Here is a 13,615-nt window from a genome sequence, read left to right on the forward strand (position 1 = left end):
GAGCACTCATGCCATTTTCCATCTTCGACGTGTTCCGCATCGGCGTTGGCCCATCGAGCTCGCACACGGTGGGACCGATGCTGGCGGTGAACCGCTTCCTGCAGGCGCTGGCGCCGCACATGGGCCGGGTGGCGCGCGTGCGCACCGACCTGTACGGTTCGCTGGCGCTGACGGGCATCGGCCACCGCACCGATTTCGCCGTCAAGCTGGGCCTGCTGGGCGAGGTGCCGCACCTCGTCGATCCGGCGTCGGCGCAGGGGCGCGTCGACCAGGTCAAGCGCGACGGCCGCCTGATGCTGAACCGCGAGCGCTCGATCCGCTTCGACGAGGAAACGGACCTGCTGCTGCACATGGGCGAGGTCCTGCCCCAGCACCCGAACGGCATGCGGCTCACGGCTTTCGACGAGGCGGGCGGGGTACTGCTGGCGCGCGCGTACTTTTCCATCGGCGGCGGTGCCGTCAAGGATGAAGACGAGATCGCGGCCGGCGCCGACGGTGCGGTGCAGGACCACGATGAACCTTGCCCGTTCACCAGCGCAGCCGAACTGCTGGCCTGGTGCGAGCGGCGCGACTGCACCATCGCCGACGTGGTGCTGCACAACGAGACGCGCTACCAGGACCCGGCCACGACCCGCGCGCGGGTACTCGAGATCTGGCACGTGATGCGCAACTGCGTCGAGCGCGGCCTGGCTGCCGAGGGCGTGCTGCCCGGTGGCCTGAACCTGAAGCGCCGCGCACCGCGCCTGTACCGGCAAGCCATGCATGGCGCCGAAGGGAAGCTGCCCGTCGAATTCGCGTTCATGGACACGCTGAGCGCCTTCGCGATCGCCGTCAACGAGGAAAACGCGGCCGGCGGCCGGGTCGTCACGGCGCCCACCAACGGTTCGGCGGGCGTAATCCCGGCGGTGCTGAGCTACTACACGCGTTCGCAGCCGCAGGCCGGGGACGAAGCCGTGCTGACCTTCCTGCTCACCGCCGCGGGGATCGGCATGCTCTACAAGCGCAACGCCTCGATCTCGGCGGCGGAAATGGGATGCCAGGGCGAGATCGGCGTGTCGGCCTCGATGGCCGCCGCGGGCCTGGCCGCCGTGATGGGCGGCACGCCCGAGCAGGTGGAGAACGCGGCCGAGATCGCGATGGAACATTTCCTCGGCATGACCTGCGACCCATTGAACGGCCTGGTGCAGGTGCCCTGCATCGAGCGCAACAGCATGGGCGCGATCAAGGCGGTGAACGCCGCGCGCATGGCACTGATGAGCGACGGCAGCCACCTCGTCTCGCTCGACCAGGTCATTGAAACGATGCGCCAGACCGGCGTCGATATGCAAGTGAACTACAAGGAAACCTCGCTCGGCGGCCTGGCCGTCAACGTGGTGAGTTGCTGACTTATTTGAACCCGATACCGGAGAACCCATGTCGAACCACGCATTCTTCCGCAACACCCTCGCCGAATCCGACCAGGCCGTGATGGCCGGCATTACCGGCGAGCTGCACCGCCAGCGCGACCAGATCGAAATGATCGCGTCTGAGAACATCGTCTCGAAAGCCGTGCTGGAAGCCCAGGGCTCGGTGCTGACCAATAAATATGCGGAAGGCTATCCGGGCAAGCGCTACTACGGCGGCTGCGAGGAAGTCGACGTGATCGAAACGCTGGCCATCGACCGCGCCCGCCAACTGTTCGGCGCCGCCTACGTGAACGTGCAGCCGCACTCGGGCGCCCAGGCCAACGGCGCCGTCATGCTGGCCCTGCTGAAACCGGGCGACACGGTGCTGGGCATGGCACTGTCCGCCGGTGGCCACCTCACGCACGGCGCCAAGCCTGCGCTGTCGGGCAAGTGGTTCAACGCCGTGCAATACGGCGTGCGCCGTGAAGACAGCCGCGTCGACTACGACGAAGTGGAACGTCTTGCGCAGGAACACAAGCCGAAACTGATCATCGCCGGCTTCTCGGCCTACCCGCGCGAGCTGGACTGGGCGCGCTTCCGCGCCATCGCCGACTCGGTGGGCGCTTTCCTGATGGTGGACATGGCGCACATCGCCGGCCTGGTGGCCGCCGGCGTGCACGCGAGCCCGGTGCCGCACGCGCACATCACCACCTCGACCACCCACAAGACGCTGCGCGGGCCGCGCGGCGGCATCATCATGACGAACGACGAGGACATCGCCAAGAAGATCAACGCGGCCGTGTTCCCCGGCCTGCAGGGCGGCCCGCTGATGCACGTCATCGCCGGCAAGGCGGTGGCCTTCGGCGAAGCGCTGCAACCGGCGTTCAAGACCTATATCGAGCGCGTCGTCGCCAACGCCAAGGCGCTGGGCGAAGTGCTGGTGGCCGGCGGCGTGGACCTGGTCACGGGCGGTACCGACAACCACCTGCTGCTGGTGGACCTGCGGCCAATGGGCCTGAAGGGCAATGCCACCGAACAGGCGCTGGAGCGCGCGGGCTTTACCTGCAACAAGAACGGCATTCCGTTCGACGACGAGAAGCCGACCATCACCTCGGGCGTGCGCCTGGGCACGTCGGCCGGCACCACGCGCGGCTTCGGCGAGAACGAGTTCCGCCGCATCGGCACGCTGATCCTGGAAGTGCTGCAAAGCCTGCGCGACAGGCCCGAGGGCAATGCCGAGGTCGAACAGCGCGTGCGCAAGGAAGTCTCCGTGCTGTGCAAGGAATTCCCCATCTACTGACAGGACAAGAGCCATGAGCAAACTGCACGACCAATCCGTGGTGATCGACGGCCTGATCATCGCCAAGTGGGACCGCGACATCTTCGAAGACATGCGCCGAGGCGGCCTGACCGCCGCCAACTGCACCGTCTCCGTCTGGGAAGGCTTCAACGACACGGTGGCCAATATCGCCGACATGAAGAAGCTGATCCGCGAAAACAGCGAACTGGTGTCGCTGGTGCGCAGCACCGAGGACATCCTCACCGCGAAGCGCAAGGGCCAGACCGGCATCATCCTGGGCTTCCAGAACGCCCATGCGTTCGAGGACAACCTGGGCTATATCGAAGCCTTCGCCGACATGGGCGTGCGCGTGGTACAGCTGTGCTACAACACGCAGAACCTGGTGGGCACCGGCTGCTACGAGCGCGACGGCGGCCTGTCCGGCTTCGGACGCGAAGTGATCGCCGAGATGAACCGCGTGGGGATCATGGTCGACCTGTCGCACGTGGGCGGCGCCACGTCGGAAGAAGCGATCCTGGCATCCACGAAACCGGTGTGCTACTCGCACTGCCTGCCTTCCGGCCTGAAGGAACACCCGCGCAACAAGAGCGACGAGCAATTGCGCTTCATCGCCGAGCGGGGCGGCTTCATCGGCGTGACGATGTTCCCGCCTTTCCTCAAGCGCGGCATCGAAGCCACGGTGGACGACTACGTGGAAGCGATCGACTACGTGATCAATATCGCCGGCGAGGATTGCGTGGGCATCGGCACCGACTTCACGCAGGGCTACGACAAGGGCTTCTTCGATTGGATCACGCACGACAAGGGGCGCCACCGCCGGCTCACCAACTTCGGCCGGATCATCAATCCGGAAGGCATTCGCACCATTGGCGAGTTTCCGAACCTGACCGCGGCCATGGAGAAGGCTGGCTGGAAGGAATCGCGCATCCGCAAGGTGATGGGCGATAACTGGGTGAACGTGTTCCGCGAGGTGTGGGGGGCATAGCGCCGGCCCGCCGGATAAACCGCATTACCGCCAGTTCCCTTGAACAGAACAGAAAGGTATTCCCGATGAAACCCCAACTCCCGATCGACGTCAACGAGGAAACCGGCGTCTGGACCACCGATGGCCTGCCGATGCTGTACGTGCCGCGCCACTTCTTCACGAACAACCACCTGGCCATCGAGGCCGCGCTGGGCCGCGACCAGTACGCCCAGCAGCTCTACGATGCCGGCTACAAATCGGCCTACTACTGGTGCGCCAAGGAAGCGGCCACGCATGGCCTGTCCGGCATGGCCGTCTATGAACACTACCTGAAGCGCCTGTCGCAGCGCGGCTGGGGCCTGTTCGCCTTCGAATCCTACGACGAGGCGACCGGCCACGCCCGCATCACCTTGCACAACTCATCCTTCGTGCTGGCCCAGCCCGAGTCGCACGACCGCCTGTGCTACATGTTCGCCGGCTGGTTCTCCGGCGCCATGGACTGGGTGGGCAAGGATACCGGCCGCGGCTACGTGACCACCAGCCGCGAAGCGCACTGCGCGGCCGAGCATGACCACGACCACTGCGTCTTCATCGTCGAACCGAAATAAGAGGCCAGCATGCGTTACCCGAACCTGTTCGCGCCGATCACGCTCAACAAGCTTACGATCCGCAACCGCATCATCAGCACCGCCCACGCCGAGGTGTACGCCGAAAACGGGGTGCCGGGCGAGCGCTATATCCGCTATTACGAAGAAAAGGCCAAGGGCGGCGTCGGCCTGTGCATCTGCGGCGGCTCCAGCCCCGTGTCGATCGACAGCCCGCAAGGGTGGTGGAAGTCGGTCGACCTGTCGAACGACCGCGTGATCGAGCCGCTGGCCAGGCTGGCAGCCACGATGCACAAGCACGGCGCGAAGATCATGATCCAGGCCACGCACATGGGCCGCCGCTCGAACTACCACGGCGAGCACTGGCCGCACCTGCTCACGCCTTCCGGCGTGCGCGAGCCGGTCCACCGCGGTAACGCCAAGACCATCGAACTGCATGAAATCAAGCGTATCGTCGGCGACTTCGCCGCCGCCGCCAGGCGCGTCAAGGCGGCCGGCATGGACGGCATCGAGATTTCCGCCGCCCACCAGCACCTGATCGACCAGTTCTGGAGCCAGCGGACCAATAAACGCACGGACGAATACGGCGGCTCGCTCGCCAACCGCATGCGCTTCGGCGTGGAAGTGCTGCAGGCGGTGCGTGACGCGGTAGGGCCCGACTTCTGCGTGGGCCTGCGCATGTGCGGCGACGAATTCCACGAAGACGGCCTGTCCCACGACGTGCTCAAGGAAATCGCGGTCGCGATGGAAAAGACCGGCCTGATCGACTACATCAGCATCGTCGGCTCCGGTGCCGACACGCACAACACCCTGGTCAACTGCATGCCGCCGATGGCGCTGCCGCCGGAACCGTTCGTGCACCTGGCCGCCGGCATCAAATCGGTGCTGACCTTGCCGGTGATGCACGCGCAAAGCATCCGCGACCCGGTGCAGGCCGAGCGCATCCTGGCCAACGGCATGTGCGACCTGGTCGGCATGACGCGCGCGCACATGGCCGATCCCCACCTCGTCATCAAGATCCGCGACGGCAGGGAAGACCAGATCAAGCAGTGCGTGGGCGCCAACTACTGCATCGACCGCCAGTACAACGGCCTGGACGTGCTATGCATCCAGAACGCGGCGACGAGCCGCGAGGAAACGATGCCGCACACGATCGAGAAATCGCGCGGCAGGCGGCGCAAGGTGGTCGTCGTCGGCGGCGGCCCGGCCGGGCTGGAAGCGGCGCGCGTGTCGCGCGAGCGGGGCCACGACGTGGTGCTGTTCGAGAAGAATGACCAGGTGGGCGGGCAGGTGCTGCTGGCGGCCAAGGCGCCGCAGCGCGAGCAGATGGCCGGCATCGTGCGCTGGTTCGACATGGAGACCAAGCGGCTCGGCGTGGACCGCCGGCTGGGCACTGCCGCCACCGTGAGCGCGATCATGGCCGAGAAGCCGGACATCGTGGTGATGGCGACCGGCGGCAACAGCCACACGAACGAGAACCCGCACTGGAACGTGGCCGACGGTCTCGCCGTGAGCAGCTGGGACATCCTGTCCGGCAAGGTCGCGCCGGGCAAGAACGTGCTCGTGTACGACGGCATCAGCGCCCACGCGGGTGCCGGCACGGCCGACTTCATCGCCAGCCGCGGCAATCTCGTGGAAATCGTGACGCCGGACGTGAAGGTGGGCGACGACGTGGGCGGCACCACGTTCCCGATCTTCTACCGCCGCATGTATTCGCAGGGCGTGGTGATGACGCCGAACTACTGGCTCGACGCCGTGCGCCGCGAAGGCGAGAAGGTGATCGCGACGATTCGCAACGAGTACACCGAGGAGCTGGAAGAGCGCGAGGTGGACCAGGTGGTGATCGAGAACGGCATCACGCCGAACGACGGCCTGTACTGGGAACTGAAGGAATTCTCGCTGAACCGCGGCGAGACGGACGTGCACAAGCTGTTCGCGGCCGAGCCGCAACCGCGGCTGGACCAGGAGCTGAAGGATGGCGAGTTCCTGCTGTTCCGCGTCGGCGATTGCGTCTCGATGCACAACATCCACGCGGCGATCTACGACTCTCTGCGTCTTTGCAAGGACTTCTGACATGCTTGCCAACATCATCACCATCTCGTTCTGGGCCAGCATGGCGCTGATGCTGCTGGGCTTCGTGCAGCGCGCGCGCCTGTGGAGCAACGGTCGCCCGCAGCGCATCGCGCTGGGCAAGCTGTTCACGATCCCGAAGCGCTATTTCGTCGACCTGCACCACGTGGTGGCGCGCGAACCGTTCATCGCCCGCACCCACGTGGCGGTGGCCGGCGGCGCCATCCTGGCGCTGCTCGTCATCGGCATCAACTACGGGCTGGCGCTGTATTCGCCCGTGCTCGACCGCGTGCTGCTGGGCGCCTCCTGCCTGATGCTGGCCGGCGCCGCCATGGTGGCCTGGCGCCGCCGCGCGCCGCCGGCAAGGTTGTCGCGCGGGCCGTGGATGCGCCTGCCGTTCACGCTGGCCGCGTTCGCGCTGGGTGCCGGCCTGGCCGCCTGGTATGCGCCGCAGGGCGCGCAGGCGCCGGCGCTGCTGGCCATTGCCTTGCTGGCGCTCGGCGCCGCCGAACTGGCGCTGGGCATCGGCATGGGCGGACCCATGAAGCATGCCGTCGCCGGCTTGCTCAACCTGGCCTTCCACCCGCGCCAGCAGCGCTTCGAGGGCCGCCGCTCGACCGACCTGCGGCCCCTGAACCTGGAAGGCGGCGACTACGGCGTGACGAAACCGGCCGATTTCGCCTGGAACCGCCTCCTGCAGTTCGACGCCTGCGTGCAGTGCGGCAAGTGCGAGGCGGCCTGCCCGGCGCTGGCCGCGGGGCAGCCGCTGAACCCGAAAAAACTGATCCAGGACATGGTCGTTGGCCTGTCCGGCAAGACCGACGCGGGCTATGCCGGCACGCCGTATCCGGGCAAGCCGGTGGGCGAGCACGGCGGCGCGCCGGACCAGCCGATCTTCCAGGGCCTGCTCGATCCCGAAACCGTGTGGTCTTGCACCACGTGCCGCGCTTGCGTGCAGGAGTGCCCGATGCTGATCGAGCACGTCGACGCGGTGGTCGACATGCGCCGCGCATTGACCCTGGTCGATGGCGCGGTGCCGGGGAAGGGCGCCCAGGCGCTGGAAAACCTGCGCCACACGCAGACCGTGGGCGGTTTCCCGCGTGCCGTCCGCTACCATTGGGCCATCGACCTGGACGTGCCGGTGCTGGTGCCGGGCGCCCGCACCGATTACCTGCTGGTGGCCGGCGAGGGCGCTTTCGACATGCGCTACCAGCGCGCCCTGCGTGCCCTCGTGAAGGTGCTCAAGCATGCCAAGGTCGACTTCGCCGTGCTGGGCGAGGCGGAGCTGGACAGCGGCGACCTGGCCCGCCGGCTGGGCGACGAAGCGGGCTTCCAGAAGCTCGCGCAGGGCAACATCGCCACCTTGTCGAAGCTCCAGTTCAAGCACATCGTCACGCCTGACCCGCACGTATTCCATTGCATGAAGAACGAATACCCGGCACTGGGCGGCCGCTACGACGTGCTGCACCACAGCGGCCTGATCGCCAGGCTGTTCAAGGAAGGGCGCATCCGCCTGAAGGGCGAAGCGCTGGCCGCGCCGCTGACCTACCACGACCCGTGCTACCTGGGCCGCTACAACGGCGAACTGGAGGCGCCGCGCGAGGTGCTGGCGGCGCTGGGCATCGGCGTGCGCGAGATGGAGCGGTCGCGCGAAAAGGGCCGCTGCTGCGGGGGCGGAGGCGGTGCGCCGTTCACCGACATTCCGGGCAAGACCCGTATTCCCGATATCCGCATCGTCGATGCGCGCACGATCGGCGCGGAAGTGGTGGCCGTGGCTTGCCCGAATTGCACCGCCATGCTCGAGGGTGTGGTCGGCCCGCGCCCCGAAGTGATGGAACTTGCCGAGCTGGTCGTCCAGCGCCTGGGAGATTAAATGGAACGTCATCAAACCGTGGCGCGCCGCGTCAATCCGCGCCGCCCCTATGTGCTCACCGATGCGGGCCTCAAGCGCATCATCCTTGGTGCCGAGGAAGGCACCCGCGAGCTGTTGCAGGCGCATCGCACCGGCACCCGCAAACAGCCGCGCAGCACGCTGCCGTTCGAGCGCCACTCGCTGGTGCTGGTGCACGCCGACCGCGGCATGCTCGACGAACATGCGCGCCAGGCCATCGCCGCGGCAGCATTGCTGGCCGATCCCGCCACCGGCGTGGCCGTGGCGGTGCTGGGCGGCACGACGGCCGACCTGGGCGAGTGCGGCGCCGACGCGGTGGTCAACGTACCGGACCTGGATGTGACGCGCTTCTGCCCCGAGCAGGAGCTGGCACTGGCCGAGCGGCTGATCGAGCGCTACCAGCCGGCCCACATCTTCCTGCCGGACCGGGGCAGTGATGGCGACCTGGGCCGACGCCTGGCGGCGCGCACCGGGCGCAGCATCGCCACCGACGTGGTGGAGCTCGACGACGGCAAGGCTTGCCGCCTGGTGCCGGGTGCCCGCTTTGCCCGTTGCGACCTGCCGCAGGTGGTGCTTCTGGCCCGCCATGCGGCGGACACGACGCTGCCGTTCATCGGCCACGGCATGGTGGAGGAGGGCGCCGTGCCCGCCGCCACGCAGCCGGGCGTGCGCGACCTGGGCCTGGAAAACAGCAGCCCCGACCAGATCGGGCTGGAAGAGGCGGACTTCATCCTCTCCGGCGGCAACGGCATGCGCGACATGGAAACCTTCGGCGCGCTGGCCCTGGCGCTGGGTGCCGCGACGGGTGCCTCGCGCGTGGCGGTCGACGATGGCCGCTTCCCGCGCGCCAAGCAGATCGGCGCCACCGGCAAGACGGTGCAGGCCAGCGCCTACCTGGCGCTCGGCATTTCCGGCGCCGTGCAGCACCTGCAGGGGATCAAGGATTGCCGGCATGTCATCGCCGTCAACCTGGACGAGAGCGCGCCGATCGCCAAGCGCGCCAACCTGACCCTGGTCGAGGATGCGCAGGCGCTGATGCGCGCGCTGCTGGACAAGGTGACCGCGGCCCGCAAGGCCGCCCAACATTGAAGGAGGCGACATGACAACCACGCTCAAGATCGCGGTGCTGGTCTCGACCGCGCGCCACCCGGTCAGCAACGCGCCGGTGAAAAGCGGCAGCGATGCCGCCGCGCTGGAGATCGGCTGCAGCCTGGCACCGGCCGGCCGCCTGACGGTGCTGTCGGCCGGCATGGCCGGCAAGGAAGCGCTGGAGGATTATCTGGGGCTCGGCGCCGAGGCGATCGAGGTGCTCACCGTGGCCTCGACGGACGACGTGCTGCCCGCGCTGCTGGCGCGCCTGAAGGGTTTCGACCTCGTCCTGTGCGGCATGCGCTCGGACGGCCAGGCGGCGTCCGGCATGCTGCCCTACCTGCTGGCCGAAGGCCTGGGTGTGCCGGTGGTGGGCGACGTGCTGGAAGCGACGGCCACTGGCCGCACGCTGACGGTGCGGCAGTTCCTGCCCAAGGGCATGCGCCGGCGCCTCGAGGTGAGCCTGCCGGCCGTGCTGGCCGTGCACCCACGCGCGCCGGCAACGCGGCAGTACGCCTATGCGCGGGCACGGGCCGGAAGGGTCACCTACGTGGCGGGCGCCATCGGCAACCGCGCGCCGGGCGCGCAGGCCTGGCAATTCGAACCGGCGACGCGCCGCCCGCGTCCGCTCAAGGCGAAGCTGGCGCAAAGCGGGCACAGCCGTATGATGGGGGCCATCGGCGGCGATGGCGGGGCGCGCGGCGGCCAGGTCGTCAAGACCGGCAGTGCGGAACAAAAGGCGCAGGTGCTGCTGGATTACCTGCGCGAACACCGGCTGATCGATTTCTGAGCCATGGCCACGCACCTCATTCCCTGGACCATCGAGGTCCGCGCGCTGGACACCGCCTTGCGCACCGGCCACGGCCGGTTCGACTGGCAGCCCGCCACCGTCGACATCACCCTGCACGCACTGGCGCCCGCCGTGCCGGAAACGATCGAGGATTGCATCAATTACCAGCCCATCTGCGAGCACGTGCTGGGCGCCTGGTCGGATACGGCGTCGAGCGCCGAGCCGGGCAGGGCGGTCTGCGACCTGATCGCCTTCCTGCTCGACTACGACGAGCGCATCGGGCACGTCGACGTTGCCCTGACCACGGGCGGCGTCACGCTGCGGCTGGCGCAGGCGCGCGCGGGGCGGGAGGCCGCACTGGCGGCCTGAAAGGAAGTGGCGCTGCCGGCGCGGACAGCGCCAAGAAGGACTATCGCCGATTGACAGCGATGCAACGCGCGGCTAGCATTTGACGATGCAGCTCCCGCCGTCACGGTGTTTGCCACCGGTGCCGGCCGCGCGTTGCAACTTCAGGAAGTCGCATGTCCTCGCACATGTCCCCGTGCATTTCTCCCTGCACGCCCCCATCGCAGGGAGATACCGCCCTGCATATCGTATTCCTCACCCTGCAGGATTACTCGATGATCGCGTTGTCCAATGCGATCGAGGTGCTGCGCATGGCCAACCGCGCCAGCGGCCGGGAACTGTACCGTTGGACAATCGCCACACTCGACGGCCGGCCCGCGCGGGCCAGCAACGGCTTGCCGCTCAATCCCACCATTCCTGTCGCGCAGATCGATCAACCCGGCATGCTGCTGGTCTGCGGCGGCATCCGCGTGCACGAAGCCTGTTCGCCGGAGCTCGATGCCACGCTCGTGCGCCTGGCGAAGGGGGGCATCGTGCTCGGTGGGCTGTGTACCGGCAGTCACGCGCTCGTGCGCGCGGGGTTGATGCGCGGTTACCGCTGCGCGATCCACTGGGAGCAGATGGCAGCGCTGCGCGAGGAATTCGCCGATGTCGATTTCAGCGACGGTTTGTTCGCCATCGATCGCGACCGCATCACCTGTTCGGGCGGCACGGCGCCCATCGACCTGATGCTGCACATCACCGCCGCGCGCTACGGCAAGGCGCTCGCCAGTGCCGTCTCGGCACAGTTTACCGTCGAACGCATGCGCGACCCGGCGCACCGCCAGCACGTGCCGCTGGCCGCGCGGCTGGGCTTCAGCCGCGCGGAGCTCGTGCACGCGTCCACGCTGATGGAGAATCACATCGAGGAACCGCTGCCGATGGCGGAGCTGGCGCGGCGCGTCGGCCTGTCGCCGCGCCAGTTGCAGCGCATGTTCCGGCACTATCTGGACATGGCGCCGCACCAGTACTATCTGCGGCTGCGCCTCGGCCGCGCTCGCGAGCTGCTGACGCAGACCGGCATGTCGATCATGAACGTTGTCGTCGCCTGCGGCTTCGAGTCGTCGTGCCATTTCAGCCGGGCGTATCGGGAGCAGTTCGGGCATCCGCCGAGTGCGGCGCGCAGAAACGCGGCCGTGCCGATCCCGCCGCCGGCATTCGCGCCAGAGGTAGCCGTCGAGACGGCGGCCCGTTAGCGCATGCATGCACCCCGGACGCAAAAAGCTGAGGTCCGGGCGTGAGCCTGCGGGCCCACGCCGTTCCGCGGGCGCGGAGCATGCTCCGCGAAACCCCTGCTGCACCCTCAATCGGCCTCGAGCACACCTTCCACCACGCGTTTCATCGCCTGACGAATGCAGTCAACAGGTTGTCGCTATTGACACACTTGCCTCCCCAGCCTCTCGGTATGTTTGAGTCTGGCCGCTGACAAGCGGACCACGGAGCCAGTACCGATGCGTGAACGACCGTTCCATTTCCTCCGCTGGCTCCGGCGGGCGCGACGCAGGTTTCGCCCGCCACCGCCAGAAGAATCATTGCGACCGATGGGTCCATCCGATGGGATTCACTATTTGGGAGGCAAGATGAAGCACACTGCGGGCGGGGTGGATTTTCGCCCTGAAGCCAATATCACGTTAATGGGGTTGAACTTTCACAAGTTCATCTTTCCCGTCTCGATCGTTTTCATGCTGGTCATGGTGGTGGCGGCCCTGGTCGATCCCCCGGCCGCCAGCCACTACCTGGAGGAAGTCAAGAAGGGCAGCCTGAAACACTTCGATTCGTTTACCATGCTGGCCGGGAACCTGATGGTGCTGTTCTGCCTGGTCCTGGCCATTACGCCCTATGGCAGCATCCGCCTCGGCGGCAAGGACGCCAAGCCGGAGTTCAAGACGGTCTCCTGGTTCTGCATGATGTTCGCCGCCGGCATGGGCGTGGGCCTGCTGTACTGGGGCGTGGCCGAGCCGGTCGCCCATTACACGGCCTGGTTCCAGACGCCGCTCGGCGTGACGAAAGCGACGCCCGAAGCAGCCCACGCGGCGATGGGCGCCACGATCTTCCACTGGAGCTTCCACCCGTGGGCGATCTACCTGACCACCGCCGTCGTGGTGGGCTACTTCGGCTACAACAAGGGCTTGCCGTTCTCGCTGAGCTCCGGCTTGCAGCCCTTCATCGGCAAGGCGCACAAGGGTGCGATCGGCCATACGGTCGATGTGTTCACCGTCATCCTCACGGTGTTCGGCCATGCCACGTCGATCGGCCTGGCGGCCATGCAGGCCACGGCCGGCATCACCCACATGCTGGGGGTGCCGAACAGCTTTGCCTACCAGATGCTGTTCATCGGCGTGGTGGTCGCGGTGTCGGCCTTCACGTTGCTGCGCGGCCTCGACCGGGGTGTCAAGGTGCTCAGCAACCTCAATATGTTCATCGCCCTGGCCCTGTTCCTGGCCGTCGTGAGCGGGGCCGGCGCCACGGCGTTCCTCGCGAGCGCCGCCAGCACGACCGCCGACTATGCACAGTATTTCATCCCCCTGAGCAACTGGGTCGACCGGCCGGACCAGGAATGGCTGCATGGCTGGACGGTGTTCTACTGGGCCTGGTGGTGCACCTGGGGCCCGCTGGTGGGCATCTTCGTTGCCCGCATCTCGAAGGGCCGCACGCTGCGCCAGATGGTGGGCGTGGTGCTGGTGGCCCCTACCGTCGTGTCCATCCTGTGGTTTACGGCCTTCGGCAGCAGCGCCATCGACGGCATGCTGGCCGGCTCGCCGACCTTCGCGAACGGCCTGGGCGACGTGGACACGGCCATCTTCCGCTTCCTCGAGGGCCTGCCCCTGTTCGGCTTTACCTCCGTCGCCGTCGTGGCGCTGCTGGTGATCTTCATGGTCACCTCGGTCAATTCGGCGGCCATCGTCGTCGACAACCTGGCAGCGGGCGGCAATCCCCATACGCCGGCACTCCAGCAGGTCATCTGGCTCATCATGATCGCGCTGGTGACGATCATCCTGTTCGTGATCGGCGACAAGTCCGCGCTGAAGGCCATCGAGGCGGGCGCCATCGCGATGGGACCGCCGTTCATGGCCCTGATCCTGGTGCTGATGGTCGGCTTCATGAAGGCCGTCGCCCAGGAACCCAAGTAATGCCTC

General features: G+C 67.3%; 11 protein-coding genes. All 11 read left to right on the forward strand.

Going from position 1 to position 13,615, the window contains the following annotated elements; all coding sequences use genetic code 11:
- Positions 1 to 8: 8 nt before the first annotated feature.
- The 11 genes from V6Z91_RS19300 (at position 9) to V6Z91_RS19350 (ending at position 13,609) form a co-directional block, all read left to right on the forward strand.
- On the forward strand, positions 9 to 1,385 hold the full coding sequence (locus V6Z91_RS19300) for an L-serine ammonia-lyase (protein WP_338759802.1): 1,377 nt from the start codon (positions 9 to 11) through the stop codon (positions 1,383 to 1,385).
- A 28-nt stretch (positions 1,386 to 1,413) separates the two neighbouring features.
- The gene (locus V6Z91_RS19305; RefSeq protein ID WP_338759805.1) at positions 1,414 to 2,685 is read left to right on the forward strand and encodes a serine hydroxymethyltransferase; all 1,272 of its coding nucleotides are present in this window, start codon (positions 1,414 to 1,416) and stop codon (positions 2,683 to 2,685) included.
- Between the two features lie 13 nt (positions 2,686 to 2,698).
- A complete protein-coding gene (locus V6Z91_RS19310; RefSeq protein WP_338759808.1) occupies positions 2,699 to 3,670 on the forward strand; it encodes a dipeptidase in 972 nt (323 codons plus the stop codon).
- Between the two features lie 65 nt (positions 3,671 to 3,735).
- Positions 3,736 to 4,257, forward strand: a complete 522-nt coding sequence (locus tag V6Z91_RS19315) for a DUF5943 domain-containing protein (RefSeq protein ID WP_338759811.1) — start codon at positions 3,736 to 3,738, stop codon at positions 4,255 to 4,257.
- A gap of 9 nt (positions 4,258 to 4,266) precedes the next feature.
- Positions 4,267 to 6,327 (forward strand): NADH:flavin oxidoreductase, encoded by a 2,061-nt coding sequence (locus V6Z91_RS19320; protein ID WP_338759814.1) that lies wholly within the window; start codon positions 4,267 to 4,269, stop codon positions 6,325 to 6,327.
- A gap of 1 nt (position 6,328) precedes the next feature.
- Entirely contained in the window at positions 6,329 to 8,197 is a 1,869-nt protein-coding gene (locus V6Z91_RS19325; protein WP_338759816.1) for a (Fe-S)-binding protein, read from the forward strand.
- Positions 8,198 to 9,304 carry an electron transfer flavoprotein subunit alpha/FixB family protein gene (locus tag V6Z91_RS19330; protein WP_338759819.1) on the forward strand — a complete coding sequence of 369 codons (1,107 nt, stop codon included), beginning with the start codon at positions 8,198 to 8,200 and terminating at the stop codon, positions 9,302 to 9,304.
- Positions 9,305 to 9,314: 10 nt separating this feature from the next.
- The gene (locus V6Z91_RS19335) at positions 9,315 to 10,094 is read left to right on the forward strand and encodes an electron transfer flavoprotein subunit beta/FixA family protein (RefSeq protein ID WP_338759822.1); all 780 of its coding nucleotides are present in this window, start codon (positions 9,315 to 9,317) and stop codon (positions 10,092 to 10,094) included.
- Positions 10,095 to 10,097: 3 nt separating this feature from the next.
- Positions 10,098 to 10,463 carry a hypothetical protein gene (locus V6Z91_RS19340; protein WP_338759825.1) on the forward strand — a complete coding sequence of 122 codons (366 nt, stop codon included), beginning with the start codon at positions 10,098 to 10,100 and terminating at the stop codon, positions 10,461 to 10,463.
- Positions 10,464 to 10,615: 152 nt separating this feature from the next.
- Positions 10,616 to 11,674: a GlxA family transcriptional regulator gene (locus tag V6Z91_RS19345; RefSeq protein WP_338759828.1), complete on the forward strand. Its 1,059-nt coding sequence runs from the start codon at positions 10,616 to 10,618 to the stop codon at positions 11,672 to 11,674.
- 384 nt (positions 11,675 to 12,058) lie between these two features.
- Positions 12,059 to 13,609, forward strand: coding sequence for a BCCT family transporter (locus V6Z91_RS19350; RefSeq protein ID WP_338759831.1), 1,551 nt, complete (start codon positions 12,059 to 12,061; stop codon positions 13,607 to 13,609).
- Positions 13,610 to 13,615: the final 6 nt, after the last annotated feature.

The organism is Massilia sp. METH4, assembly GCF_037094685.1.
Lineage (GTDB): Bacteria > Pseudomonadota > Gammaproteobacteria > Burkholderiales > Burkholderiaceae_D > Rugamonas.

Excerpts from the sequence above, each read along its gene's own strand:
- V6Z91_RS19300 (WP_338759802.1), top strand. The coding sequence starts at position 9 with ATGCCATTTTCCATCTTCGACGTGTTCCGCATCGGCGTTGGCCCATCG.
- V6Z91_RS19305 (WP_338759805.1), top strand. The coding sequence starts at position 1,414 with ATGTCGAACCACGCATTCTTCCGCAACACCCTCGCCGAATCCGACCAG.
- V6Z91_RS19310 (WP_338759808.1), top strand. The coding sequence starts at position 2,699 with ATGAGCAAACTGCACGACCAATCCGTGGTGATCGACGGCCTGATCATC.
- V6Z91_RS19315 (WP_338759811.1), top strand. The coding sequence starts at position 3,736 with ATGAAACCCCAACTCCCGATCGACGTCAACGAGGAAACCGGCGTCTGG.
- V6Z91_RS19320 (WP_338759814.1), top strand. The coding sequence starts at position 4,267 with ATGCGTTACCCGAACCTGTTCGCGCCGATCACGCTCAACAAGCTTACG.
- V6Z91_RS19325 (WP_338759816.1), top strand. The coding sequence starts at position 6,329 with ATGCTTGCCAACATCATCACCATCTCGTTCTGGGCCAGCATGGCGCTG.
- V6Z91_RS19330 (WP_338759819.1), top strand. The coding sequence starts at position 8,198 with ATGGAACGTCATCAAACCGTGGCGCGCCGCGTCAATCCGCGCCGCCCC.
- V6Z91_RS19335 (WP_338759822.1), top strand. The coding sequence starts at position 9,315 with ATGACAACCACGCTCAAGATCGCGGTGCTGGTCTCGACCGCGCGCCAC.
- V6Z91_RS19340 (WP_338759825.1), top strand. The coding sequence starts at position 10,098 with ATGGCCACGCACCTCATTCCCTGGACCATCGAGGTCCGCGCGCTGGAC.
- V6Z91_RS19345 (WP_338759828.1), top strand. The coding sequence starts at position 10,616 with ATGTCCTCGCACATGTCCCCGTGCATTTCTCCCTGCACGCCCCCATCG.
- V6Z91_RS19350 (WP_338759831.1), top strand. The coding sequence starts at position 12,059 with ATGAAGCACACTGCGGGCGGGGTGGATTTTCGCCCTGAAGCCAATATC.